A 24,242-nucleotide genomic window follows, 5' to 3' on the forward strand; every position below is an offset into this window, starting at 1 on the left:
TCACAATTCTGTTCGTCCTGCGTTTTCTACCTTTCGAAGTCAAAATATTGCATTTGGGCGATGGCAATTCTAAATGTAATAAAAAATATGCTAAAATAGAGATACCGAGCACCTAGAGGGGAAGGGTTTGCTTTAGGGAGGGTACTTTAGAGGTTTGAGTAAAAGGACATTATATATTTTTGGAAAGGGGGCAGGATGTTTATGGAGGATTTGTTGCTCAAACTTACAGAGCTGAATGAGGCCTACGGGCGGCTCGACGAAGAGTATAACTTGTTTCGCTCAAACTGGGAGTGGTTTGTATCAGAAAACAGTTCGAAAAACCCAGTATATAATATATTGGAAAAGGTAGAGCAAAATTAGATTAAGCGAAGATAAATCAGGCAAGATATACTAAGAAGTTTCAAAGCGCGGTTTTACGCGCTTTTTCGTTTTTGGGGAGGTATTTGATGAAAGTCTTGAAGGCAAAGTTTAAGCTGGCTAAAGAAATAATTTATGTGTGGTAAAATAAAAGACTAGATACTTTATTACGTACTAAGGAGAGATACCGTTTTGGTCGAACTTATGGCTCCTGCTGGGAATAAAGAAGCTTTAAGGGCTGCCATAGCTAACGGGGCGGATGCCGTATACCTAGGAGGTCAGGATTTTAACGCTCGGCAGCTGGCAGAAAATTTCAGCCGAGATGAAATAGTAGAAGCTATAGAGTACGCCCATGAACGCGGGGTTAGAGTATATGTGACGGTAAATACGTTGATAAAGAATACGGAATTAGATGACGCTATAGATTACCTGTATTTCTTAGGGGAAAACCGTGCCGACGGGGTAATAGTACAAGACCTGGGTCTAGCGTGGGCGGCCAGAAAGGCCTTGCCGGAACTTAAACTTATGGCCAGCACGCAGATGACGGTCACTAATGCTTTAGGAGCCGAGCTTTTGGGCGAACTAGGCTTTAAACGGGTAATATTAGCCCGTGAATTGTCCCTTGATGAGATAGCCGGTATAAAACGTAAGTGCCGCCTGGAGGTGGAAGTCTTCGTTCACGGGGCCCTTTGCTTTTGCTACTCAGGCCAGTGCCTTTTAAGCAGCTTAGTAGGCGGTAGGAGCGGAAACCGCGGCCGGTGCGCCCAACCGTGCCGGCTGACTTACACTTTAGTAGATGATAGGGGTAGGGAGTTAGAAGCTAAAGCGGAGCATCTTTTGAGTACCAGAGATCTGTGTACCTTGGAACTTGTACCCCGCCTTATACAAGCGGGAGTGGACGCCTTTAAAATAGAGGGCCGTATGCGCCGGCCGGAATATGTTGCTGTAGTTACGCGGGCCTACCGCAGGGCTATAGACCGTTATCTGGAGAATCCGGAAAAGTTTAATGTAGATCCGGAGGAGATCCGGGAAGTGGCCCAGGTTTTTAACCGGGATTTTACTCCCGGTTATCTGTTGGGTGACCCCGGCGCCGAATTGATGAGTTACGGCCGTCCCAGCAACCGGGGTATTTACATAGGCAGAGTTGCAGGCAAGGAGGCTGGACGGTACCTAGTTAGACTGGAGGGGCCTTTACGGAGAGGGGACGGGATAGAAGTCTGGATTCGTGAAGGGCACGCTGGGCTTATGGTGGAGGATATAAGGGTCGGAGGTAAGAAAGTGGAGGAAGCGCCAGCAGGAACCATGGTTTCCTTAGAGTTACCTCCGAAGGCTCGTCCGGGAGACCGGATATTTAAAACTAGCGATGCCTCCCTCTTATCCTGGGCTAGAAGTACTTATGCTTTCGGGCGAGAGGGCCGGAAAATCCCGGTTCATATGGAAGTTTGGTCTTCTCCGGGGCAACCCTTTAAAATTAAAGTCAGTGACGAGGAAGGACATACCGGGGAGGCGGCCTCTACTAAACCCGCGGAGGTAGCCATAAAACACCCTTTAACGGAGGAAGTTCTAAAGGAGCAGCTGGACCGCCTGGGCAATACTCCTTATGAGTTAAAAAGCTTAAAAATCAACCTTCAAGATAGGCCTATGGTACCTTTAAGCATAATCAACCAGGTAAGGCGTGGGGCCCTGGCTGACCTGAGTGTGAAACGCCGGGAGGCCTTCCCCCGCTCTGTACCACCGCGGCAGGAATTTAGAGCTACTGTAGCGAGCTTACGAAGGGAGGAGGAAAAGCGGATCTCACGCATACCTTCCCTTTCGGTGGCCGTAGGGAGCTCTGAAGCTGCTTGGGTTGCTCTGGAGGCCGGAGCCGAAAGGGTTTATTTAGGAGGGGAGGTATGGCGTGGGCGGGAAAATCCTTCCCTACCGGAGCTGCAGAGCCTTTGCGAGGAGGCTCGGCGGCAGGAGCGGGAGTTTTTTGTAGCGTTTCCTAGGGTATGGCAGGAAAGAGAGGACCACTATATCCGGCGAGAGCTAGACAAATGGCTTGGGGCGGGAGTACGTAGATTCTTAGTGGGAAATTTAGGGAGTTTAAAGTTGCTTGCGGAGTACGGCTTGACGGGATGGGCGGATTATACCTTTAATGTATTTAACGACTTAACACTCCAGGCCCTTAAGGCTTGGGGTGTTGAGGGTGCAACCCTTTCTCCGGAATTGAATCTGGAGGAGATAAGAAAGTTGCGGCCCATCCTGCCTTTAGAGGCGATTGTGCACGGCCGCTTCCCTTTGATGATATCCGCCCATTGCGTCCTAGGGGCCAGGTTGGGCGGGAAGGCCGGGAGGGTAGTGTGTTCTAGACCTTGCGAGAAAACAAGCTTTGGTTTAAGGGACCGCTTGGGGTTTGTCTTTCCTGTGACCACAGATACTCGCTGCCGTTTCTACCTGTATAATTCCAAAACACTTGACGTTATCTCCGCCCTGGATCTTTTTAAAGGTACGGGGGTGGCCATGGTAAGGCTCGAATTAAGGGAAAAGGAGAGTTCTTACATACGGCGGATAACAAGACTCTACCGGGAAGCCTTGCTATGCTTGAAAGAAGGAGAAGTGGGGGCGTTATCGGCACTGGCCGAGGAGGTTGAAAGGCTTGTAGGTCGGGAGGTGACCCGGGGACATTACTTCCGGGGAGTGTTATAAAAAATCATAGAAGTGATTTGAGGGAAAGAGCATGGAGGAATAGCAGCGTGGAAGAGAAAGATTTGTTCTTTAAAACCATGGAAAAATTGGAGTTGGGTAAAATCCTGGACCAGCTCAAAGAATGTTGTAGTTCGCCTTTGGGGCAAGAGTTGGTAGAAGAACTTGAGCCTACAACAGACGTAGAGGAGGTCAAATTACGGCAGGCGGAGACGGGAGAAGCCTGTTTGCTGTGGCGCCTTGTTCCTGATTTTAACCGGGCAGGCGTTAGGGATATACGGCCTTTAGTGGAACGGGCCGGCCGAGGAGGGCTTCTTACCGGGGAAGAGCTGGTACAGGTGGCCGGTACCCTGGCTGCAGGAAGGCGTATAAAAAAAGCGCTGTTAAAAGTAGGAGAGGACCTTCCCATACTTAAGTCCTGGGCCGGTCGAGTAAGGGAATTTTTGCAGCTTGAGGAGAGGATAGGTAAGGCCTTGCGGGAAGACGGTGAAATAAGAGACGAAGCGACACCTAGGCTATGGTCCCTGAGGCAGCGTATAAGCGCCTTACAGGAAAAAATAAAGCAAAAGCTGGAGGAGTATTTGAGGTCTCCCGAGATACAAAAGTATCTTCAGGATAGTCTATATACCATACGTGCGGGACGGTATTGTCTTCCCGTTAAGCAAGAATATCGCCACCATGTGCCCGGTCTGGTTCACGACCAGTCGGCTAGCGGTGCCACCCTTTTCATAGAACCATTAGCTTTAGTTGAGTTAAATAACGAACTTAAACGCTTGGGCGCTGAAGAGCAGCGGGAGATAGAGGCCATTCTTTACGATTTGAGCCAGCTTGTAGGAAGGGCAAAGGAAGAGATTTTCCGGACCCTCAGGGCTTTGGCTAAAATAGACTTTATCTTGGCTAAAGGGCTCTTAAGCCAGAGGATGGATGCCGTCGCTCCCTCGTTAAATACTGGCGGTCGCTGGAAGATCGTTGGAGGGAGGCACCCCCTCCTTAAAGGGAAAGTCGTGCCCGTTACGCTATGGCTGGGTGAAGATTTTGATATTTTGATAATCACCGGGCCCAATACAGGAGGGAAAACAGTTACTTTAAAAACTTTAGGGCTTTTTACTTTAATGGCCCAGTGCGGCCTGCACCTTCCGGCCCAGGAAGCTTCTATATCGGTGGGAGGTCCTGTTTTTGCCGATATCGGAGATGAGCAAAGCATCGAACAGTCTCTCAGCACCTTTTCGGCTCACATGAGCCACATAGTGTCCATCTTGTCTTATGTGAATCCAGGAACCTTGGTTCTTTTGGATGAGCTAGGGGCAGGGACGGACCCTACGGAAGGCGCCGCTTTAGGGATGGCCATCTTGGATTACCTTGCCTCTCACGGTGCTAAAGTGGTGGCCACTACCCACTATAGCGAATTAAAGGCCTATGCCTATACTACTCCGCGAGTAGAAAATGCCGCTGTAGAATTTGATAGCGAAACGTTGAAGCCCACCTTCCGGCTGCTTATAGGTACCCCGGGGGAAAGCAATGCATTCATTATCTCCCAGCGGCTGGGCCTACCCGAAGAGGTCCTTGAGCGGGCGAGGACCTACCTTTCCGAGGAGCGGGTACAAGTAAGCCAGATGATCCGGGAGCTGGCCCAAGACAAGCAGGCTAGCCGGGAGGCACTCCTGGAGGCGGAGTCATTACGCCGGCAAGCAGAGGAGATAAGGAAGAAAGCAGAAAAGGAATGGCAGGAAGCGCGGAAGAAAGCCGGCGAAGTGTTAGAAAGGGCCCGGCGTGAAGCCCATGATCTAGTACGGCGTACCAAACTAGAGGTACGGGAGATGATGAAGCAGGTAGAGAAGGCTTTAGCAGAGGAGGATTATAAGAATAAAGTAAAGGTACTGGATCAAGCCAGAACGCAGCTAGGTGTTTGGGATAGGGAGATAGCTGATAAGGCTGCAGAATACAGGCCCCAGGCAGATGGTGAGCCGCCGGCCACAGTTTCCCCCGGTGAAAGGGTTTGGATTGTGAGTTTAAACCAGGAGGGCCAGGTCTTGTCCCATCCTAATTCACAGGGCGATGTGCTAGTCCAGGTAGGGCCCTTGAAGGCAAACGTTAAGCTGGGCGAACTCAGGCTACTTCCAGCGAAAAAAGTAGAACCCCAACAACAGGGTGGTTGGTCAGTGCGGGTAGATGTCCGTTCTTTGAAGCCGGAACTTGACCTGAGGGGTTTAACTGTAGAGGAAGCTTGCCACCAGGCCGACAAATATTTAGATGATGCCTACCTTGCCGGCCTTAAGGTTGTAAGCCTTATCCACGGGAAAGGCACCGGCGCGTTGGGCGCAGCCCTGCACCGCTATCTTAGCTTTCATCCCTTAGTAAAAAGTTTTCGCTTTGGTCATGCAGGGGAGGGAGGTACCGGGGTCACTATAGTAGAATTGAAATAAGTTTAGGCTTTACGGCGGTTTGGTTTCCGACCTGTTGTTGGGCGGTATATTAACTGTAACCTCATTGGAAGCGCTGCTAAGCTGGGTATGGGGATCGATGGCTATAACACGGTAGATATATGTTCTTCCTGCCCTGACAGAGCTATCTATATAGGAAGTGTCCCGGGTTATAGTGAGATTCTTCCGGCCGTTTTCTTCGCGGCGTTCGACAGAGTAGAGGTATTCCATGTCCCCGCTGATGGACCAGGAAAGCTTTACCCGGGCCCGGTTCTGCCCTGGGCCCACATCTACTTGAGCCTCAAGTTCGGGCGGCGGAGGTGGTTTGATACTGCCGGCCTGTTTCTTCAGTTGATGGTCGGGAAGACTACAATGCTCTGAGGGGGTAGCACCCGGGGGAAACTCTTTTTCTTGAACGTACTCGGGCGGGCACCCTCCCTCCTGGCCCGGTTCCGGTACATTAGCAAGAACGGGTTTACCTTTATGGCGCGGGTCTGTACATATTTTAACCTTAGTGGTCTGGCCGGAACCGTGTAGAGTGCAAACTTCCTTGGGTGCCTCTAGGTACGCGTCTTCCGGTTGTACAGAGCCACTGTAGGGCACAGGCCGTTTCAGGAAAACGCCTGTAGTTAGTTGAGGACAATAAGGAGAAGGAAGCTGCCCTGTAGTGGCACACACATCCAGCTTAACCCATACATCGGACACCTTTTTGGGTACCATCTCTGTTGTAAAGATCTCTTTAACTATGAATTGCTTAGGGGTTAGATCGCTGGGTAAAAGGCCCGACTTGGCGTCTACATCTGCATAGACAATTCCGGGTGGCCGCGGGAAATCCTTGACCGGCACGCCTTTCAACGCTTCCTGCATTACCTGCTTCCAAATGAGGGCAGGATAGCTTCCGCCGGCTACCCCTTTTAGATAATGTTGGGGGTCTGTCTCGTCATATCCCATCCAAACAGCAGCCACTAGCTCGGGAGTATAACCCACAAACCAGGCATCCTTCTCTCCTGACAAACCTTTGAAAGCCGGTAGATCGGGAAGGGAAGTGGTGCCGGTTTTTCCTGCTGCCGGCCGGCCTATTTGAGCACGCTGGCCTGTACCCGACTTTATAACCGTCTGCAGCATGTCGGTCATGAGATAGGCCAGTTGTTCGCTTAAGACTACCTTCTTCTCAGGCGTATTTACAATGAGGTCCCGGCCGAACCTGTCCGTAATACGGGTTACGGCGTGAGGTGGAATATAAAGGCCACCGTTAGCGAACACAGCGTAGGCTGCCGCCATTTGTAAAGGAGTTACACCGGAAGTAATGCCGCCCAGCGCCAGGGATAAATTACGATCGCTCTCTTTCAAAGGCAGGCCCACCCGACGTCCAAATTCGAAACCGGTGTCTATTCCGATAGTATCAAGCATTTTAACCGCAGCTACATTAACTGACCAACGCAGGGCTTCGCGCATACTGATTAGTCCCCGGTATCGGCCGTCATAGTTTACGGGAGTAAACGGTTTGGGCGAGCTAGGAAACGTAGTAGGAACGTCGTCTATCACCGTAGCCGGGGGGAACCCTTTTTCCAGCGCAGGTGCATAAACGACCAGGGGTTTTATGGTTGAGCCCGGTTGTCTTTCGGCCTGGGTAGCCCTGTTTAGTCCCCGGCGGGTAGTATACTTCCTTCCTCCGATGAGCCCCCTTATTTCTCCAGTATGGGGATCTAAGACTACCATGGCACTTTCAATCAGGCGGTCCGGCGCACTCTTGGGGAAATTAGCCGGGTTGTTGTAAACTTCCTCTATTTTCTCCTGAATCTTAGGATCCAGGGTAGTATATACATGCAAGCCGCCGCGGAAGAGTTCTCCTGCGTCTATGCCGTTTTCCTCCAAGAGACGGCTAGCTTCTTCTATCACAGTATCTACAAAATAGGGGTATTTCGGCGTTGTCTGAGGCGGTTTGGAATTGAAAACGAGCTTTTCTTTGAGGGCTTGGTCGGCCTCTTCCTGGGTGATGAAGCCGTACTTGACCATGTTGGCCAAAACTACGGCCTGGCGCTCTTTCGCTGCTTCTTCGTTACCTTTTATTAAAGGTGAATAACGGGCAGGGCTCTGGATTATTCCGGCTAAAAGCGCACTTTCGGCTAAAGTAAGGTCTTTGACATCCTTTCCAAAATAGACTTCAGCAGCCGCCCGGACCCCGTAGGCTCCAGGCCCGAAATAGACTATATTGAGATATTGCTCCAGGATCTCATCTTTAGTATACAGGCGCTCTAATTGAAGGGCCAGGATGGCTTCCTGTATTTTTCTTTTAAAGGTTTTTTCAGGATTTTCTATAAAAGCGTTTTTAGCCAGCTGCTGGGTGATGGTGCTACCGCCTTCCCTTATTTGGCGGTGTAACAGGTTGGTGACTGCTGCCCGGGCGATGGCCCTCAAATCTATGCCGTGGTGTTGGTAAAACCGTACATCCTCGATGGCTATTACTGCTTTCTCTAGGTGATCCGGTATCTCTTCAAGGGATGCAGGAAGGCGGTTTTCTCCTCCGTGAAGGGTGGCGAAAGGGCGGTTATCCTTATCATATAAGGTAGTAGTCAGGTCCATCCTTATGTTGGCCGGATCCCATTGCGGAAGGCTCCTTAGGACCCCTATAGCAAAGCCCGTTCCTGCGCCGAGCAATAGTAGGGAAAAGAGAGCTATAATCAATAGAAGAAGCCTGGCTATATTTAAACGCCGCACCCTTTTCTTTTCTCGGACCATGACTTTGTTCTGACCCCCTTAATACTCTTTCATTATAGCACAGTCAGAAGATAGCTTGAACCCGGTTATGCCTTATGTTAAACTTTGAAAGACAGATGGGCAGAAAGGAAGGCTGATCCCCCTTGGAGAAAGAAGTTGCTAGGCAACTGTCGATTATCCGCCGGGGAGCCGCAGAGATAATTCCGGAAGAAGACCTGGAAAAGAAGATCCGCCATTCCTTGCGGACCGGACGTCCCCTCAAGGTCAAGCTGGGGCTCGATCCGACGGCTCCCGACATCCACCTCGGGCATACGGTCGTGTTGCATAAGCTGAGGCAGTTCCAGGAGCTAGGGCACCAGGTCGTTATTATAATAGGAGATTTTACGGGCCGTATAGGAGATCCCACGGGAAGGTCTGAGACGCGGCGCCAGCTTAGTGAGGAAGAAGTAAAAGCAAATGCCGAAACCTATAAAGAACAGATTTTTAAAATTTTAGATCCTGGTCGTACTGAAGTTGTTTTCAATAGTAGCTGGCTGGGAAAACTTACCTTTAGCGAAGTTATTGAGCTTGCGGCTAAGGTTACCGTGGCTCGAATGCTGGAAAGGGAGGATTTTTCAAAACGCTTTGAGGAAGGGCGGCCCATCGGTATACACGAATTCTTTTACCCTTTAATGCAGGGATATGATTCGGTCGTGTTAAGGGCGGACGTGGAGCTCGGGGGTACAGACCAGAAGTTTAACTTGCTTATGGGACGGACGCTTCAAAGGGAGTACGGCCAGGAACCCCAGGTGGCCCTTATGATGCCCATCCTTCCCGGGTTAGATGGGGTTCAGAAGATGAGCAAAAGCCTAGGCAACTATATCGGCGTAAATGAGCCGCCACAAGAAATGTACGGGAAAACCATGTCTTTGCCCGATGAATTAATGCTCCTGTACTTTGAGCTGGTTACCACCATTTCCTTGGAAGAACTGGAGGATTTGCGCCGGAGGTTGGCCGCAGGCACCCTTCATCCGAGGGATGCGAAAATGTACTTGGCCAGGGAGATCGTTAAGCTTTACCACGGCGAGGCTGCTGCTCTGCAGGCCGAAGCCGGTTTCAGGCGTGTCTTCCAAGAAAGGGAATTACCGGAGGAGATGCCGGAGGTGGAGATCCACGAGGCCCGCATGTGGGTACCCCGGCTTCTGGTACGCTGTGGGCTTGCACCCAGTACCAGCGAAGCACGGAGGCTCATTCTTCAAGGAGCAGTAAAACTCAACGGGGTGAAAATAGGGGATCCGGAAGCCGATATAGAGATTTCACCCGGGGATGTCCTTCAAGTAGGCAGGCGAAAATTTGTGCGTCTGGTGCCGAAGGTATAACAACGCAACGGCCGGCTGCTGCGTATACTTTCTATGGAGGTGGAAAGTATGCGGCGGCGCCGGCCAGGGCGGGTATCGCGGGTAGCTTGGGTGCTCTTAAGTGTCATAGGTTTTTTTCTTTTTTCCCTATTAATATTGGAGTGGAGGCTTAAACCTGCCCTGGCCAGGGTGGCGGCTATGCAGGCCCAATGGGTGGCTACAGAAGCCATCCAGAGGGCGGTCTTGGAGAAGGTGACGGAAGGGATAAGATACCAGGATCTTATCCAGCCTACGGCTGACGGCACACAGCAGGTGGTCTTTATGCAAGCCGACGTAGCCCGCCTGAGCCGACTCCAGGCTGAAGCCCAGCTAGCTATTCAGGAAAGGTTGGCCGAGCTTAGAGGCAGGACTTATGCTTTACCTTTAGGGGAGATCCTGGGTTTAAAGATTCTGGCCGCGTACGGACCGCGGATCCCTTTAAGTTTCATTCCCGCAGGAACGGTAAACATTACGTTAGGAGATACCTTTGAGGCTGCCGGCATAAACCAGACGCGTCACCGAATTTACTTGCAGGTAGAAGGCCAGGTCCAGGTAGTGGCCCCCATGCTGGCAGAAAAGGTGAAGGTTGAATCTCAGGTACCGGTAGCAGAGGCTATAATTGTAGGTCCGGTTCCTCAAGCCTACCTTTCCTTCGGGCTGGACGGGGGAAAGGGTATTTTGCGTTCGCCCAGGTTTTAAACTTTTTGCCGCTTTAAAGAAGGATTTTGGTTTCTTAAGGCGAACTATAAAATATAGAAAGGCGGTCAGCGGAGGCCGCGCTGGATGTCTGGCCACGGAGGTTGCCAGCCGGAGGGAAACCGGCGGGAGTCCTGTGGCCTTTTTGTGTAGGGGGAGATACTTTTTGCTTCGTGTAGCCGTAATCGACGGTCAAGGAGGCGGTATCGGTAAGCATATCACGGCAAAGATTCGCAAGGAGCTACCCCTTGAAGAAGTAGAAATTTTGGCCCTGGGAACAAACGCCATGGCCACGGCGGCCATGCTTAAAGCGGGCGCCAATGAAGGCGCTACGGGAGAAAATGCTATTGTACGCAATGCTGGTCTAGTGGATGTCATCGTCGGCTCTTTGGGCATTGTTTTGGCGGAAGGGATGCTGGGTGAGGTTACGCCTCGCATGGCGGCCAGTATAGCCGCAAGCCCGGCCTTGAAACTGCTCCTTCCCCTTAACAGGTCAGGGGTGGAGGTTATCGGGGTAACGGGTGAACCGTTGCCGCATTTGATAGATAAACTGGTGGCCCGGCTGAAGGAGTGGGCTGAAGCTACAGGAAAATTAAAGGGCGGGCCCCGGGAGGAAAAAGCCGAGGAGGGGAAAACAAGTGTGTGAAGCCAATGCCTATATCTTAAGAGGAGACAAAGAAGAGCTAGTTTTGGAGAGTGTAGACAGGATAGTGCCGCAAGAAGACGGCCTCTTGCTAGAAGACATTTTCGGTAAGAAAAAGATTTTGCGGGCAAGGATCAAGGAGATGGCGCTGGTAGATCATAAAATATTGCTGGAAGAGATGGAATAAACTTTTCCGGAGAAGATAAGAGTGCGATGGAAGTTGCCAAGGAGGCCTTTCTAAGCCACGGAGGCTAAAAAGTCTTACGTGGCTATTTTGTTAATTTTAAGGAGGGATCGCTCAATGCATATTCCAGACGGTTTCCTCGATGCCAAAACGTGGCTGGGAGCGACCGCCTTAAGCGGGGCCGCCCTATATTATGCTTTAAAGAAAACCCAAGAAAGATGGGAGGACCGCCAGTTACCCGCCCTGGGGACCATGGCTGCCTTTATTTTTGCTGCCCAGATGGTTAATTTTCCTGTAGGTGGGGGAACTTCGGGGCATCTTTTGGGCGCTGCTCTGGCTACATTTTTTCTTGGACCGTGGGGAGCTAACGTGGTGTTAACCACTGTGCTTATCATCCAAGCCCTCCTTTTCGCTGATGGAGGTATAACTGCTTTAGGCGCCAATGTTTTGAATATGGCTGTGATAGGGCCCTGGGTGGCCCAAGGAGTATACAGTCTGGTGGGATACAGAAATTTAGGTGGTACTTTTCTGGCGGCCTGGTTGTCTATTGTGGCAGCAGCCTTAGCCTGTTCCTTGGAACTGGCCTTTTCTGGAATTGTACCTTTACGTTTAGTCGTACCGGCTATGTTAGGCTGGCATTCCCTGATCGGCATAGGCGAGGGCTTAATCACTTGTGGAGTAGTGATCTTCCTTAAAAGGATAGGAATGGTACCTTTTGAAACCTTGAGCTTGGAGGTGCAAAAGAGATGAGGCGGGTGGCAAAAAGAGGCAACTGGATCTTCCTTTTCACAGCTTTGGCCGTAGCCGCCCTCCTTTCACCTTGGGCTTCTTCTTACCCCGACGGGTTGGAGAGAGTGGCTGAGGATCAAGGTTTTCTTGAGCGGGGTGAGGGTAAAGAAGTGATGAAAGGCCTTATTCCAGACTACGCTTTTCCCGGAGTAAAGAATGAAAAGCTGGCCACCGCCCTGGCCGGGATAGTAGGTACCTCCCTCACCTTTGGCGCTGTCTGGGGCTTGCGGCTTCTGAGGGTAGGTTATGGCCGGAGCCGGCAGAAGGGAATTAGTGAGAAGAGTGGAGGTAAATAGGGTGTGTAAACCAGCAGCCGAGATAGAATTCTGGCAGAGGAAGGAAGGTTCTTGTCTTCATCGGCTTGACCCCCGGGTGAAGGTTGTAGCCTTAATAGGGTTTGTTGCCCTTGTTACTACTTTAACTTCTCTTTTCTCACTTTTCTTAGGGATATCCTTTCTAATTTTCCTTATAAGTATAGCCCGGTTGGATACGCGTAAGGTAATAAAGAGGCTTTCCTGGACGGTGGCCGTGAGTGGACCCCTCGTTGTTCTTTTATCTTTAGTAACTCCCGGGACGCCCTGGTATAAACTCCAAGTAGGTCCCTTGGTCTTTACTTTTACTTTAGAAGGAGTAAGGTTGGCGGTGGTACTACTCCTTCGTTTACTAAATGCTCTTCTCGCACTTTGTCTGCTGACGGGAACCACCTCCTTTAGTGAACTTATGCTAGCTTTTAGAAGGTTATATGTTCCTTCTTTGGTGGTAGTATTGGTGGAATTTACCATAAGATACGCGGCAGTATTTGTGCAAGAATTAAGACGAATGTTTCTGGCCCGTAGGGCCCGGGGATTTAGGGTTGGACGAAGCCTTCTGGATAGGGCTACTTTTCTTACTTTGAGCCAGCTAGTAGGTGCGCTTCTCTTGCGCTCCTTAACACGGAGCGAGAGGATTTATTTTGCCATGCTGGCTCGGGGTTTTAACGGAAGCCCTGTTCGGCCGGAGGTGTATCCAGTAGCACGGCTCAATAAAGAGGATCTGCTTTGGGGAGGGCTCATTTTAGCCTGGGCTTTAATCCTACACTTATTGGAAATGGGGGTTTGGGAGTGGAACAAGTTATAGTTGTAGACGATCTCCACTTTAAATATCCTGACGGCACTTGGGCCCTGCGGGGCCTTTCTTTTACCGTTACCCGAGGGAAAAAGGTAGCCCTTATGGGTCATAACGGAGCAGGGAAATCCACCTTATTATGGCACTTAAACGGCTTATTCTTACCCCAACAAGGAGAAGTACGGATTGAGGGTCGACTGATAACGTCTTCTACTGAGAAGTGGGTGCGCACCCGCGTGGGTCTAGTATTCCAGGATCCTGATGACCAGGTGTTTTCTGCTACCGTTAAGGAGGATGTAGCCTTTGGACCGCGAAATCTGGGTCTACCTCCGGGTGAAGTAGAAAAACGGGTCCGGTCTGCCTTGGCCGCGGTGGGGATGTTGGGGTACCAAAATCACCCTCCTCAGAGCTTAAGCTACGGGCAGAAAAAAAGGATAGCCATTGCTGGCGTTCTGGCCATGGAGCCTGAAATTATCTTGTTAGATGAGCCTCTAGCCTTCTTAGACCCGGCTGCCCAAGAAAATTTATGTTTACTTCTGGAGGAGCTTCACAGGCAGGGTAAAAGCTTGCTTGTAGCTACTCATGATGTCGATTTTGCTGCCTCTTGGGCGGAGGAGGTACTGATTTTAAAAGAAGGGAAGCTTTTGGCCCACGGGGATCCCGAACTGCTCCTGAACGAGGATATGGTAAGAGAAGCAGGGCTCCGCCTGCCTATCGTCGCCCAGATCTTCCGCGGGTTATTGCCAGAAGGTTTTACTTTACCCAGGGATGTACAGGGTGCCCGAAGGATACTACAGGCCTTTCTTAAGTAATTGACAAGAAAGTTTTACCGGGGTAGCATGTACCCAGGAGAAGTAAGACAAGGAGGATGTCTATGCGTGTGGCAGAAAATATAGCAGAGCTCATCGGCCGGACGCCTATGGTTCGTTTAAACCGGGTGGTGGGCGACGGCGCGGAAGTCTGGGTTAAGCTAGAATTCTTTAATCCAGGAGCGAGCGTAAAGGATCGCACGGCTTTAAGTATGGTAGTAGCGGCAGAAAAAGAAGGCCGCTTAAAACCGGGGGATACCATCGTTGAACCCACCAGCGGTAACACCGGAGTGGGGTTGGCCATGTTGGCGGCTTGTAGAGGTTATCGGTTGATTTTGGTAATGCCGGAAACGATGAGCATAGAAAGGCGCAAGCTTTTCAAAGCTTTTGGCGCCGAATTAATACTTACACCCGGTGCTGAAGGTATGCAGGGAGCGGTAGAAAAAGCCAAAGAGTTAGTCCGGGAAAACCCCCATTTTTTTATGCCCCAGCAGTTTGAAAACCCGGCTAATCCGGCCATCCACCGTGAAACTACTGCCCGGGAGATTCTCATACAGACGGGTGGAGAGCTGGACGCCTTTGTGGCCGGAGTGGGTACAGGGGGGACTATAACCGGCGTAGGAGAGGTGCTTAAGAAGGAACTCCCTCATGTGAGGGTGGTGGCCGTGGAGCCCGCTACTTCTGCGGTGCTCTCTGGAGGTGAGCCCGGCCCCCATAAAATCCAAGGCATAGGAGCGGGCTTTGTTCCGAAGGTGTTTAATCGTGAGGTAGTAGATGAAATCGTTACCGTGGGTAACGAAGAAGCCATGGAAACGGCCCGGCGTTTGGCCAGGGAAGAAGGGATTTTGGTGGGGATCTCTTCGGGCGCTGCGGTCTATGCTGCCCTTCAGGTAGCCAAAAGGTTAGGTAAAGGTAAGCGAGTAGTTACCATCGCTCCAGATACAGGGGAAAGATACTTAAGTACAGAGCTGTTTAAGTTTAGTTAAGAATGAGTTTAGTTGAAAAGGCCCTCTCCTTGCGCCTTTAGCGTGGCTTGTGCTAGAATGGTCCACGGCGAATACAGAAGGAGGGGAGGGACAAGTCTTATGGCTGGGCATTCTAAGTGGGCCAATATTAAACATCGTAAGGCCAAAGTTGATGAAAAAAGGGGTAAGCTATTCACCAAGATCGGCCGTGAACTCATTATAGCAGCTAGGCTAGGGGGCGGTGATCCGGAGGCCAATCCCCGCCTCAAGGCGGCGATTCAAAAAGCCAAGGCCGCCAACATGCCCAGTGAAAATATTCAGCGGGCTATTATGCGGGGCACAGGCGAGCTAGAGGGTGGGGCCGAATATGAAGAAGTTGTCTATGAGGGCTATGGTCCGGGGGGCGTGGCCCTACTTTTAAATATTGCAACGGATAACCGGAATCGTACGGCGTCGGAAATAAGGTATATTTTTTCTCGCCATGGGGGAAACTTGGGTGAGAGCGGGTGTGTTTCTTGGATGTTCCAGCCCAAGGGCGTCATCACTGTTGTCGTACCGCCCGGGGAAAAACGGGATGAACTTACGCTTAAGGCTATTGAGGCGGGAGCGGAAGATGTAAACGATGATGACCAGGAGGTAGTAGAAATTTATACGGCACCCGGCGATTTGGAGGCCGTCCGGCGCGCCTTGGAAGAAGCCGGAGCCGAGATTAGAGAGGCAGAAGTGCGTATGGTTCCCAATACCACGGTCACCATTGAAGACCCCGAAACGGCGGCCAAAGTTTTAAAACTAGTAGACTTGCTGGAGGACCACGAAGATGTGCAGGCTGTGTATACTAACTTTGATATTCCGGACGAAATAATGGAGCGCCTGAGCTGAGCCTGAAATTTTGACGCATACTTTTCTTTGATGCCGGTAATGCTAGATTATGGCAAACAAGGGAGGTTTGCCTGATGAAATCTAGCTACCGGCGTTTTTTATTGGTGCTTGCAGGCTTGATAATTGTAGGAGTGTTTACGTTATGGGGGCCAGCCGGTCTGCGAATAGCAAAAGAAACTTTACAGGATACCCCTTGGCAGGTGCCGGTCTGGGCTTTACCCCAGTTCTTACGGCCTGAGCCGCGTATTGAAAAGCTTTATCAGGCTTGCGGCCACCGGGAAGAAATACCTTTACCAGAAGAAGTAAACTTAAGGTGGATAGGTAAAAAGGAGCTGGAGATCCTTTTCCCCCCTCAAGAGGGATGGGAGATTTACCCAGAACAAAACGGTCGCTTAGTCATTACGCAGAAGGTTCCGGGATTATGCCCGCAGGATGCTCCTAAGCGACATCTGGCCGAATTGGACGGAAGGGTGGCCGTATACCGGGGGCCTACAGGAAGTATGGGAGACCTGGAAAGGGTTTTAGATATAAGGATGGAGACTTTGCCCCGGGAATGGCAGGAGCGTATCCGCCAGGGCCGGGCTGAATTCCGGTCCGAGGAAGAACTGTTGAAGGCGCTGGACAGTCTAGAAGAATATTCAGCAGATGCGTGGTAATTGAAGACCACTTAAGTAATAAAGCTCGCGAGTTGCTCCCAGTGAAGTATGGAGGTAGACCCGGCCCAAACCTGCGCGTACTTCACCTATGAGGGCCGCTTCTTTGCTCAAAGGGTGTTGACGTAAAAAGAAGAGGGCACGTTCGGCCGCAGTTTTGTCCACTACAGCACAAAATTTGCCTTCGTTAGCAAGGTATAGGGGATCCAGTCCTAAGATTTCTGCCGCGCCCCGTACTTCTTCCCTGACGGGGATATCTTCTTCGTTTACATAAATATCCACCTGGGCGCTGGCAGCTAACTCCTTCAAAGTGGTGGCAAGGCCACCTCTGGTAGGATCCCTGAGCCACTTTACGGCGGTACCTAGGGTTTCAAGAAAAGGTAGAATTACTTTGTGCAGGGCCGCACAGTCGCTCTTTAGTCCTTGGAGGCCAAATTTTTCCCGGGCGGCCAGGACGGTAAGACCGTGGTCTCCTACCGGGCCGCTTATGATAACGACGTCCCCGGGTTTTACATTATGGGGGCCCAGGTCAATATTATCTGCTATTACTCCTATTCCTGTAGTGTTGATATAGATTTGGTCTCCGTGGCCGCGTTCCACCACTTTGGTATCCCCGGCGACTATATTTACTCCAGCTTCGTCTGCAGCCGAGGCCACGGAGGAGATGACTTTTTCCAAAATATTATAATCCAAACCTTCTTCCAAGATAAGCCCTAAGGTGAGGTATAAAGGTTCGGGTACTTAAACCGGGAGCCACCTGCGGCGCGAGGTTTGTGTCCGGCCTTTGGTGCAGAAGCACTATGGGAGCCGCAGGGGAGGATAGAAGAGCTTCTTCTTGTTCGGTCACGAAGCAATATTGTTTCACTGTGTCTAGGTCCCGGGCCATAACGGCAAAGGGTTTACTCGAACGCCTTTTGCGCAGGCGGAGGAGACTGACAGCATGAGCATTTGTCGCATCGCAAGCCAAGTGGAACCCGCTCAAATCTTTTATGGCTAAAATATAACCTTCTCTTAAAAGTTGTGAGGATTTTTCGAGCCAGTCGCCGGTTACCGGCTGGCCTTTGTTGTCTAGGAGCTCTACATGTGGTCCGCAAGAAGGACAGGCTACGGGTTGGGCGTGAAAGCGCCGGTTGGTAGGGTCATCATATTCAGTGGCACACTTCGGACATAGGGCAAAAGGAGCCATGGCCGTACGGAAACCTACGCCCTGCACTACACCCCAGATGTTTACACGGAAGCGGCGGCGGGGACGGCACTTGTCTTCTTGAAGGATACCTGCTGTTTCAGCCATGCACACCACTTCCTCAGGCCCTCACCAGTTCGGGCTGAGACAGGGAATATGGTAAGGTCGGGGTTTAAGTTAGTTATATCTTGGCGGAAGGCGTCCATATTAAAATCGGTGTACGGCAAAAGATCTATCTTATTCAACAGGAGAACCTGAGCTTCCCTAAAGATAAGAGGATATTTTAGAGGCTTGTCGCTGCCTTCGGTTACGCTTAGGATACATACCTTAATGTCTTCCCCCAGGTCGAATTCAGCCGGACATACAAGATTTCCTACATTTTCTATGTGACTATTTTGCTTTCGGGAAGCTGGGCTTTAAGGCGGCGAATGACTTCTAGGCCGTCAAGGCGGGGCAGGCATATATCCATGAGGATAATGTCGGGGTAGCCGCTCATGAGGGCTGGCGCCCTCTCCACGAACCATGAAATAGGTAATAAGATAGACTAAAGCTACGGCCATGAAGGGGGTCGGTCATGTCTTGGTGACCGCAAAGGAGCCCGGGGGGTAGTCTGATCCAGACACCTTTAGGGACCACGGACTGTAAAGCAGGCTTAAAAAGCCGAGCACGAGGAGGAGATTCTTGAGCGGACGAGGTGTCTCGTGGCCGTAAGTTTAAAGAATAAAAGTTAATGAAGGGAGCTAACAAGAAAGCGAGATGGAAGTAGTATATGAGCGCTGTTGCGGGCTGGATGTGCACAAGAAGATGGTTGTGGCGTGTCTGATCATACCGGGGGAACAAAAACCGAAACAAGAAATAAGAACCTTTGGCACTATGACGGAAGACTTAGTAGCTTTGCGGGAATGGCTTTTAGAGAATGGGGTTACAGCGGTAGCCATGGAAAGCACTGGGGTATACTGGAAGCCGGTCTACAACATTCTGGAAGGCCATATACCAGTATTGTTACTGATCAACCCGGAGAGGTTTAAAGCCTTAAGGAGCAAGAAAACCGAGCGCAAGGATGCAGCCTGGCTTGCGGACCTTTTAAGGCACGGGCTTTTAGAAGGGAGCTTTATACCGCCTAAAGAAGTGAGGGAATTGAGGGAGCTAACCAGGTACCGGGAAGCTCTCCAAGGGGAATACCGGCGAGAGGTCCAAAGGGTCCAAAAGCAGTTGGAAAACAGCAATATAAAACTGAGTTCGGTTGCCACCGATATCATGGGCGTATCCGGACGGCAAATCATAAAGGCGATAATTAACGGGACGGAAGACCCGGCAGAACTAGCCCAGATGGCTCAAGGGAAATTGCGGAAAAAGATACCGGAATTAGAGAAAGCCTTACAAGGAGAGATAAGCGAACCCACACGGCTTATATTAAAACAACAAATGGAGCACCTGGAGTTTTTGGAGAAGCAGATAGAGGCTCTAAACAAAGAAATAAAGAAGAGGATGGAGCCTTTTTTCGAGGAAGCGAAGAGACTAGCTGAAGTAGCGGGGATAAAAGAAGAAGCCGCCCAGGACATCATAGCCGAAATAGGGGTGGACATGACCCCCTTTCCGGATGCCGACCATTTGGCCTCATGGGTGGGGGTATGTCCTGGCAACAACGAAAGTGCGGGAAAACGCAAAAGCGGGACCATCCGAAAAGGTAACCAATATTTGCGCTCTGTCCTAGTAGAATGTGCCTGGGCAGCGGTACGAACCAAGGGTAGCTATCTCTCCGCTAAATATCACCGACTGGTTCCCCGTATCGGCAAGAAAAAAGCCATAATAGCCATAGCCCATAGCCTAATAAAAATTATTTACCACATATTGAAGGACAAAGTTCGATATAAGGACCTGGGACCCGATTATCTCAGTAAAGCGGAGCGCGAACGCAAAGCAAGGCGGTTAGTCAAGCAATTAGAAGCCTGGGGTTTACACAGTAATCCTGCAAGAGAAGCCTTCCGTTGCGTAAGTTTTAAAAAAGCCAAAGGAAAGAGAATGAATAGATGCGCACCTTGTAAGGAAATAAGCGCCATTTATGGTGACAATTTCAATCTTAGTAAACTCTATACATTACCCACTAACCGGTAGTTTACACCATCTTGGGTTAAATGGCATAAATACATACCTTTAACATTTCGGAGGAGAGTTTTAGCGCGAGCTCCAAGGCCTCCTCTCCATCCTTGGCCTCGCCTATAACTTCAAAGCCGTGCCATTCGGCCATAAGGGCTCGCAACCCCTTGCGGATCAGGGTGTGACTGTCCACCAAGAGGACGCGCAGGTTGCAGGACATAGCCTTTCCCCTTTACAATAATGCTTTATGGACATTAAGGCGGTACCACAAGGAAAGGAGGAGGGATTAAGTTTATTATGGCGAATACGTAAAACGGGAGGAAGATTTGTATGCGTATTTTGGGGATCGACCCGGGGACAGCTACCACTGGATATGGCATAATAGAGGCAGAAGGTTCATTGGTCAAGGCAGGTGAATACGGCTCGATTTCTACTTCACCCGCCTACCCCTTGCCTCTACGCTTGGCTAATCTTTACGAACAGGTTTTAAGCCTGATCCGCAGGGAAAAACCTTCTTGCTTGGCGGTGGAGGAGATATTTTTTAGCCGGAATACCCGTACCGCCATGGCCGTGGGTCAGGCACGGGGTGTGGTTATTCTCGCCGCTACTCATGCGGGGTTGGAGGTGGCCGAGTATACTCCTTTGGAGGTCAAACAAGCTGTTACCGGCTACGGCCGTGCTCCTAAATACCAGGTCCAAAGGATGGTACAAGCTATTTTAAACCTCCCCCAGCTACCCCAGCCTGACGATGCTGCTGATGCCTTAGCTGTGGCCCTTTGTCATGTTGCTCACCAAACTCTAAGGAATTTAGGGCTGAACGCGCTATGATAACCTTTTTACGGGGAATTTTAAGGCACGTTATTTCCGGGGGTGTGGTTTTAGAAGTAAACGGCATAGGTTTTTTCGTTCACACCTGGGGTATACAGGACTGGCCGCCCTTAGGTAGCGAGGTAATGCTTTATACTCATATGGTGATAAAAGGGGAGGCTGTAGAACTCTACGGTTTTAGGTCGGTTGAAGAGCTTAATGTGTTCCGCCTCCTTTTAGGTGTAACAGGGATGGGGCCTAAGGGAGCTCAAATATTGGCCGGGTCCGTGCCACCGTCACGCCTCATGCAGGCCATTGCTGAAGAAGATACGGGGTTTCTTACTGCGCTGCCGGGGATAGGGCCCAAAAAGGCCAAGCGGCTGGTACTGGAACTTAAGGATAAGTTGCTTAAGCTCGATCTTCCATCTTTACAGGAGGGAAGCTGCCCAAGGGCGGAGGATGAAGTTTTAGGTGCTTTGCTTAACTTGGGCTATACTGCTTCCGAGGTACAGGAACCTTTGCGTAAAGCTCGTGAAGAGTTAGGCCCAGTAGCTGACAGTGCTGAGTTATTACAAGCGGTACTGAAGATTTTGGGCTCCGGAAAGTAATAAGGGCTTAGGAAGGGAAAAAATTATGGAGCGACTTGTGGCTTCTGGCCTTCATCCGGGAGAGCAGGAGATGGAAGCCAGTTTACGCCCCCAGTCCCTGGCTGAATATATAGGCCAGGATCACATTAAAAATACTCTTAGCATTTTTATTGCCGCGGCTAAGGCTCGCGGAGAAGCCTTAGATCATGTTTTGTTATGCGGGCCGCCCGGTCTAGGGAAGACTACTTTAGCTGGTATTATCGCTCGTGAGCTGGGGGTACCCTTCCGCATAACTTCAGGACCCGCCATCGAGCGTCCTGGTGATATGGCCGCCATCCTTACCAGCCTACAGCCTCGTGAAGTACTGTTCATCGATGAGATTCACCGCCTTCCCCGGAGTGTAGAAGAGATACTTTACCCGGCTATGGAGGATTTCGGCCTGGACGTAGTCCTTGGCAAAGGACCGGGCGCACGGTCCTTACGCCTGGCCCTACCCAAGTTTACTTTGGTGGGAGCTACTACCAGGACGGGTCTTTTGACTTCCCCTTTAAGGGAGCGCTTCGGTATTACAGCCCGTTTAGATTTTTACAAGCACGAAGAATTAGCGGCCATTATCCAGCGTTCGGCTGCTATTTTAAAGGTTGAAGTGGAACCCGAGGCAGCCTGGGAGATCGCCCGGCGGGCCCGGGGTACTCCTAGAGTCGCCAATCGCCTTTTAAGAAGGGTGCGGGATTACGCCCAAGTTAAGGCTAAAGGGATAGTTACCCTAGATGTGGCCAAGGAAGCCCTGGAATTGCTGGAAGTTGATGAAGCAGGCTTGGATACCCTGGACCGGAGGCTGCTTTTAACTATTATTGAACGTTTTGGAGGAGGTCCTGTGGGTCTGGACGCTTTGGCCGCAGCCTTAAGCGAGGATCCCGGTACCTTGGAGGATGTGTACGAACCTTACTTGTTACAAATGGGTTACCTCAGGCGTACTCCTAGAGGCAGATTGGCTACCGAGCTGGCTTACAGGCACTTGGGGAAAGAGCGTCCGGGGGAAAATAATGTCCAACTGAGCTTGTTCCGCAGCGCTTCTACATGAGGAGCAAAGTTCGTGTTCCGGGGATAATATTGCCTGAAAGGGGCGAAAGGGATGGGCGACTTTAGCTTCCTAGCCAAAATGCTTATAGGAATGGGAGTTTTTATAGCCTTTATGGGTCTTATGCTCTTAGGCCTGGGTAAGTTACTTTCCCTGGGAAGGCTACCAGGTGATATATATATCCAGAGGGGTAATTTCACCTTTTATTTCCCCCTTGTCACCTCTCTTATCTTAAGCCTTATACTTACCCTCGTATTAAATCTTTTCTTCCGGCGGTAAATTTTTAAATACCCCCCTTAAATTTACGCTTCAGACGAAATCTCTATTATGGGGTGAAGCAGATTGTCACCGGGAGGCGATCCTAACCACCTCCTTTCCCTAGCCCAACAGGGGAACAACCTGGCCCGGGAAGAGCTCATCCGCAAGTTCACCCCTTTTATCTTAACCATAGTTTCCCGGTTAAGCGGTCGTTTCGTACGCCTGGGAGAGGACGATGAAGCTAGCATCGGGCTTATGGCCTTTAACGAGGCCATAGATTCCTACGATCCCCGCAAGGGAATATCTTTTTTAACTCTAGCAGAAACAGTTATCCGGCGGCGGATAATCGACTATTTTCGGCAGGAAGAAAGGTACAGGCATCATTTTACCGGACAAGACGCGGAAGTGTCGCAAACCATGGAAGATGGCCTGCGGGCTTGGGAGCTTGTAGACCGCCGGGAAGAGATAGCTCGCTACCAGAAGGAGCTGGCTTCTTACGGTATTTCGTTTGCAGACCTGGTACGGAATTGCCCGCGGCACCAGGATGCCCGGCAGCGTGCTTTGAGCTGTGCGAGGATGATTGCCGATACCCCTTCTCTACGGCAGCATTTAGAGGAGAAGAAAGAGTTACCTATTAAACTTTTGACTGAAAGCCTTAAAGTTAGCCGTAAAACTTTGGAACGTCACCGCAAATACATAATTGCGCTGGCCGTCATAATCATGGGAGACTATGAATACCTTAAGGCATACATAAGTCAGGCCGAAAGGGGGCAAGGCCATGGGAGATGATGAAAGGGGGCTCGTTTTGGATATCCAAGGTAAAGAAGTGATAGTCCTTACTCCCCAAGGCGAGTTTAGGCGGGTCAAGGCTCCCCATTCTCTCCCGGGAATAGGCGAAGAGATAACGTTGCCATCTGCATCTCCCCGGATGTGGGTCGGGGTGAGGCTAGCTTTAGCGGTGGCAGCTTTGATTTTCCTGGCCTTCGGTCTTGCCCGTGTCCTTGAGCCTGGGGGGGTTGCCTTAGCTCAGCCTTCCTTCTATGTGGCCGTGGATATTAACCCTAGTATTGAGTTGGCTGTTGATAAAGAGGAGAAGGTGATAGAAGCCAGCCCACTTAATGCCGATGGAAAAGATTTACTGGAAGGATTGAAGTTGAAGGGTCAGAAGGTGCAGGATGCTATAAGGACGGTGACCAGGGCGGCCTTAGAGAAAGGATACCTGAAGCCTGGTGAGGACGGATTTCTAATGATCAGTGTAATTTCCGGGCAGGAAATGGAAGCAGAGGAAGAGATAAAGGCTTTAGACAAATTGGCAGGTAATTTGGCCAGAGCGGCTGAGGAAATAGTAAAGGCCGGCCACGTAGAAGCTAAAGTTAAAGCCGGCGCCTTTAATATGGAATTACGGGAAGAGGCAGCCAAGCTGGGACTTTCTACAGGAAAATATGCGTTATATTTAAAGACTTTGGAGACCGGTGTACCTATTACGGTGGAAGAACTGAAAGAAAAAGGAATGTTGAAGACACTCCGTAGCAGAGGAGCGGATCCTGGAGAGTTATTGGATTCTGTCCTATCCGATTTTGTAGGGAAAGGCAAGGAAAATTTGGAGCCCGGTAGCTCGCAGGCAGGAAACCGTGGGGTAAAGGGAGAAGATAAAGGTAATAAGGAAGGGCTTGCTAAGGAGAAGCTCCAGCCGCAAGAAAGGGGAACGGGCGGAAAGGGAATAGGTTCCGGGGAAGTGCCGAAAGCCGGGGGACCCTCCAAGGAGCAGGAAGGCTTGCACAATTTTAGAGGCAAGGGTAGTACCGGCTACTCTAGTAAAGATGTTACCGGTCCAGGAAGATCGGAAGAAAGTAAAGGGGGAGAAAAAAGAAAGGGAGAAACCGGTAATAAAGTTTTACCATGAAGGATATAGTACCGAAGAAAAATTTATTGAAGAAGAAAGTATGGCGAA

At 50.6% G+C, this 24,242-nt stretch carries 26 protein-coding genes and 1 pseudogene; 21 read left to right on the forward strand and 6 right to left on the reverse strand.

Annotation, left to right across the window (positions count from 1 at the left end):
• The first annotated feature begins 201 nt into the window (after positions 1–201).
• The 3 genes from L5656_RS02975 to L5656_RS02985 all read left to right on the forward strand — a co-directional run bounded on the left by L5656_RS02975 (position 202) and on the right by L5656_RS02985 (position 5,465).
• The gene (locus L5656_RS02975; protein ID WP_297198807.1) at positions 202–360 is read left to right on the forward strand and encodes a hypothetical protein; all 159 of its coding nucleotides are present in this window, start codon (positions 202–204) and stop codon (positions 358–360) included.
• Positions 361–549: 189 nt separating this feature from the next.
• A complete protein-coding gene (locus tag L5656_RS02980) occupies positions 550–3,045 on the forward strand; it encodes a DUF3656 domain-containing U32 family peptidase (RefSeq protein WP_297198809.1) in 2,496 nt (831 codons plus the stop codon).
• Between the two features lie 47 nt (positions 3,046–3,092).
• Positions 3,093–5,465 carry an endonuclease MutS2 gene (locus tag L5656_RS02985; protein ID WP_297198811.1) on the forward strand — a complete coding sequence of 791 codons (2,373 nt, stop codon included), beginning with the start codon at positions 3,093–3,095 and terminating at the stop codon, positions 5,463–5,465.
• Between the two features lie 9 nt (positions 5,466–5,474).
• Here L5656_RS02985 and L5656_RS02990 read toward each other — a convergent pair whose 3' ends face one another.
• A complete protein-coding gene (locus L5656_RS02990) occupies positions 5,475–8,201 on the reverse strand; it encodes a transglycosylase domain-containing protein (protein WP_297198812.1) in 2,727 nt (908 codons plus the stop codon).
• 122 nt (positions 8,202–8,323) lie between these two features.
• Here L5656_RS02990 and tyrS point away from each other — a divergent pair, with 122 nt between their 5' ends.
• From tyrS to L5656_RS03045, 11 genes are all read left to right on the forward strand, one after another.
• Complete coding sequence (gene tyrS, locus L5656_RS02995) at positions 8,324–9,538, forward strand: tyrosine--tRNA ligase (RefSeq protein ID WP_297198814.1); 1,215 nt, start codon at positions 8,324–8,326, stop codon at positions 9,536–9,538.
• Positions 9,539–9,586: 48 nt separating this feature from the next.
• Positions 9,587–10,255 carry a sporulation protein YunB gene (gene yunB / locus L5656_RS03000; RefSeq protein ID WP_297198816.1) on the forward strand — a complete coding sequence of 223 codons (669 nt, stop codon included), beginning with the start codon at positions 9,587–9,589 and terminating at the stop codon, positions 10,253–10,255.
• A 163-nt stretch (positions 10,256–10,418) separates the two neighbouring features.
• On the forward strand, positions 10,419–10,898 hold the full coding sequence (locus L5656_RS03005) for a DUF3842 family protein (RefSeq protein ID WP_297198818.1): 480 nt from the start codon (positions 10,419–10,421) through the stop codon (positions 10,896–10,898).
• The gene (locus tag L5656_RS03010; RefSeq protein WP_297198819.1) at positions 10,891–11,082 is read left to right on the forward strand and encodes a CooT family nickel-binding protein; all 192 of its coding nucleotides are present in this window, start codon (positions 10,891–10,893) and stop codon (positions 11,080–11,082) included. The genes L5656_RS03005 and L5656_RS03010 overlap by 8 nt, the downstream gene beginning before the upstream one ends.
• Before the next feature lie 114 nt (positions 11,083–11,196).
• On the forward strand, positions 11,197–11,829 hold the full coding sequence (locus L5656_RS03015; protein WP_297198822.1) for an energy-coupling factor ABC transporter permease: 633 nt from the start codon (positions 11,197–11,199) through the stop codon (positions 11,827–11,829).
• Complete coding sequence (locus L5656_RS03020) at positions 11,826–12,164, forward strand: PDGLE domain-containing protein (protein WP_297198825.1); 339 nt, start codon at positions 11,826–11,828, stop codon at positions 12,162–12,164. Before L5656_RS03015 ends, L5656_RS03020 begins: the two co-directional genes overlap by 4 nt.
• 1 nt (position 12,165) lies before the next feature.
• Entirely contained in the window at positions 12,166–12,984 is an 819-nt protein-coding gene (cbiQ, locus tag L5656_RS03025; protein ID WP_297198827.1) for a cobalt ECF transporter T component CbiQ, read from the forward strand.
• Positions 12,969–13,784 carry an ATP-binding cassette domain-containing protein gene (locus L5656_RS03030; protein WP_297198830.1) on the forward strand — a complete coding sequence of 272 codons (816 nt, stop codon included), beginning with the start codon at positions 12,969–12,971 and terminating at the stop codon, positions 13,782–13,784. Before cbiQ ends, L5656_RS03030 begins: the two co-directional genes overlap by 16 nt.
• 62 nt (positions 13,785–13,846) lie before the next feature.
• A complete protein-coding gene (cysK, locus tag L5656_RS03035) occupies positions 13,847–14,767 on the forward strand; it encodes a cysteine synthase A (protein WP_297198833.1) in 921 nt (306 codons plus the stop codon).
• 99 nt (positions 14,768–14,866) lie between these two features.
• Complete coding sequence (locus tag L5656_RS03040) at positions 14,867–15,625, forward strand: YebC/PmpR family DNA-binding transcriptional regulator (RefSeq protein WP_297198836.1); 759 nt, start codon at positions 14,867–14,869, stop codon at positions 15,623–15,625.
• Positions 15,626–15,699: 74 nt separating this feature from the next.
• Positions 15,700–16,281 carry a hypothetical protein gene (locus L5656_RS03045; protein ID WP_297198839.1) on the forward strand — a complete coding sequence of 194 codons (582 nt, stop codon included), beginning with the start codon at positions 15,700–15,702 and terminating at the stop codon, positions 16,279–16,281.
• Here the strand turns inward: L5656_RS03045 and hypE are convergent.
• The 4 genes and pseudogenes from hypE to L5656_RS11495 form a co-directional block, all read right to left on the reverse strand.
• Positions 16,264–16,971: a hydrogenase expression/formation protein HypE gene (gene hypE / locus L5656_RS03050; protein WP_297198842.1), complete on the reverse strand. Its 708-nt coding sequence runs from the start codon at positions 16,969–16,971 to the stop codon at positions 16,264–16,266. The genes L5656_RS03045 and hypE overlap by 18 nt on opposite strands.
• Positions 16,961–17,569: a Sua5/YciO/YrdC/YwlC family protein gene (locus tag L5656_RS03055; RefSeq protein WP_297198845.1), complete on the reverse strand. Its 609-nt coding sequence runs from the start codon at positions 17,567–17,569 to the stop codon at positions 16,961–16,963. The genes hypE and L5656_RS03055 overlap by 11 nt, the downstream gene beginning before the upstream one ends.
• Positions 17,506–17,847, reverse strand: a pseudogene (gene hypB / locus L5656_RS03060) (hydrogenase nickel incorporation protein HypB); the annotation flags it as partial. The gene L5656_RS03055 and the pseudogene hypB, both read right to left, overlap by 64 nt.
• Entirely contained in the window at positions 17,844–17,957 is a 114-nt protein-coding gene (locus L5656_RS11495) for a response regulator (protein ID WP_428849294.1), read from the reverse strand. The pseudogene hypB and the gene L5656_RS11495, both read right to left, overlap by 4 nt.
• Before the next feature lie 260 nt (positions 17,958–18,217).
• Here L5656_RS11495 and L5656_RS03065 point away from each other — a divergent pair, with 260 nt between their 5' ends.
• The gene (locus L5656_RS03065; protein ID WP_297198848.1) at positions 18,218–19,576 is read left to right on the forward strand and encodes an IS110 family transposase; all 1,359 of its coding nucleotides are present in this window, start codon (positions 18,218–18,220) and stop codon (positions 19,574–19,576) included.
• Positions 19,577–19,592: 16 nt separating this feature from the next.
• Here L5656_RS03065 and L5656_RS03070 read toward each other — a convergent pair whose 3' ends face one another.
• Positions 19,593–19,778: a hypothetical protein gene (locus L5656_RS03070; RefSeq protein WP_297198851.1), complete on the reverse strand. Its 186-nt coding sequence runs from the start codon at positions 19,776–19,778 to the stop codon at positions 19,593–19,595.
• A 110-nt stretch (positions 19,779–19,888) separates the two neighbouring features.
• Between L5656_RS03070 and ruvC the strand changes: the two genes are divergently transcribed.
• The 6 genes from ruvC to L5656_RS03100 all read left to right on the forward strand — a co-directional run bounded on the left by ruvC (position 19,889) and on the right by L5656_RS03100 (position 24,194).
• On the forward strand, positions 19,889–20,386 hold the full coding sequence (gene ruvC / locus L5656_RS03075) for a crossover junction endodeoxyribonuclease RuvC (protein ID WP_297198854.1): 498 nt from the start codon (positions 19,889–19,891) through the stop codon (positions 20,384–20,386).
• Positions 20,383–20,973: a Holliday junction branch migration protein RuvA gene (gene ruvA, locus L5656_RS03080; RefSeq protein ID WP_297198858.1), complete on the forward strand. Its 591-nt coding sequence runs from the start codon at positions 20,383–20,385 to the stop codon at positions 20,971–20,973. The genes ruvC and ruvA overlap by 4 nt, the downstream gene beginning before the upstream one ends.
• Before the next feature lie 25 nt (positions 20,974–20,998).
• Positions 20,999–22,036 (forward strand): Holliday junction branch migration DNA helicase RuvB, encoded by a 1,038-nt coding sequence (ruvB, locus tag L5656_RS03085; protein ID WP_297198861.1) that lies wholly within the window; start codon positions 20,999–21,001, stop codon positions 22,034–22,036.
• 51 nt (positions 22,037–22,087) lie between these two features.
• Positions 22,088–22,312: a DUF2905 family protein gene (locus tag L5656_RS03090; RefSeq protein WP_297198864.1), complete on the forward strand. Its 225-nt coding sequence runs from the start codon at positions 22,088–22,090 to the stop codon at positions 22,310–22,312.
• A 63-nt stretch (positions 22,313–22,375) separates the two neighbouring features.
• A complete protein-coding gene (gene sigI / locus L5656_RS03095; protein ID WP_297198866.1) occupies positions 22,376–23,080 on the forward strand; it encodes an RNA polymerase sigma-I factor in 705 nt (234 codons plus the stop codon).
• Positions 23,070–24,194, forward strand: coding sequence for an anti-sigma factor domain-containing protein (locus L5656_RS03100; protein WP_297198869.1), 1,125 nt, complete (start codon positions 23,070–23,072; stop codon positions 24,192–24,194). The genes sigI and L5656_RS03100 overlap by 11 nt, the downstream gene beginning before the upstream one ends.
• Positions 24,195–24,242 lie beyond the last annotated feature (48 nt).

Origin of the sequence: Thermanaeromonas sp. (genome assembly GCF_021890735.1) — a bacterium.
Classification (GTDB): domain Bacteria; phylum Bacillota; class DSM-521; order Neomoorellales; family Neomoorellaceae; genus Thermanaeromonas.

Bases quoted from the DNA above. Each gene is read 5' to 3' on its own strand.
- L5656_RS03045 (WP_297198839.1), top strand. From the start codon at position 15,700: ATGAAATCTAGCTACCGGCGTTTTTTATTGGTGCTTGCAGGCTTGATA.
- L5656_RS03015 (WP_297198822.1), top strand. From the start codon at position 11,197: ATGCATATTCCAGACGGTTTCCTCGATGCCAAAACGTGGCTGGGAGCG.
- L5656_RS03065 (WP_297198848.1), top strand. From the start codon at position 18,218: ATGGAAGTAGTATATGAGCGCTGTTGCGGGCTGGATGTGCACAAGAAG.
- L5656_RS02975 (WP_297198807.1), top strand. From the start codon at position 202: ATGGAGGATTTGTTGCTCAAACTTACAGAGCTGAATGAGGCCTACGGG.
- ruvB (WP_297198861.1), top strand. From the start codon at position 20,999: ATGGAGCGACTTGTGGCTTCTGGCCTTCATCCGGGAGAGCAGGAGATG.
- L5656_RS03055 (WP_297198845.1), bottom strand. From the start codon at position 17,569: ATGGCTGAAACAGCAGGTATCCTTCAAGAAGACAAGTGCCGTCCCCGC.
- ruvC (WP_297198854.1), top strand. From the start codon at position 19,889: ATGCGTATTTTGGGGATCGACCCGGGGACAGCTACCACTGGATATGGC.
- ruvA (WP_297198858.1), top strand. From the start codon at position 20,383: ATGATAACCTTTTTACGGGGAATTTTAAGGCACGTTATTTCCGGGGGT.
- L5656_RS02990 (WP_297198812.1), bottom strand. From the start codon at position 8,201: ATGGTCCGAGAAAAGAAAAGGGTGCGGCGTTTAAATATAGCCAGGCTT.
- yunB (WP_297198816.1), top strand. From the start codon at position 9,587: ATGCGGCGGCGCCGGCCAGGGCGGGTATCGCGGGTAGCTTGGGTGCTC.
- L5656_RS11495 (WP_428849294.1), bottom strand. From the start codon at position 17,957: ATGAGCGGCTACCCCGACATTATCCTCATGGATATATGCCTGCCCCGC.
- L5656_RS03090 (WP_297198864.1), top strand. From the start codon at position 22,088: ATGGGCGACTTTAGCTTCCTAGCCAAAATGCTTATAGGAATGGGAGTT.
- cysK (WP_297198833.1), top strand. From the start codon at position 13,847: ATGCGTGTGGCAGAAAATATAGCAGAGCTCATCGGCCGGACGCCTATG.
- L5656_RS03020 (WP_297198825.1), top strand. From the start codon at position 11,826: ATGAGGCGGGTGGCAAAAAGAGGCAACTGGATCTTCCTTTTCACAGCT.
- L5656_RS03100 (WP_297198869.1), top strand. From the start codon at position 23,070: ATGGGAGATGATGAAAGGGGGCTCGTTTTGGATATCCAAGGTAAAGAA.
- L5656_RS03070 (WP_297198851.1), bottom strand. From the start codon at position 19,778: ATGTCCTGCAACCTGCGCGTCCTCTTGGTGGACAGTCACACCCTGATC.
- L5656_RS03040 (WP_297198836.1), top strand. From the start codon at position 14,867: ATGGCTGGGCATTCTAAGTGGGCCAATATTAAACATCGTAAGGCCAAA.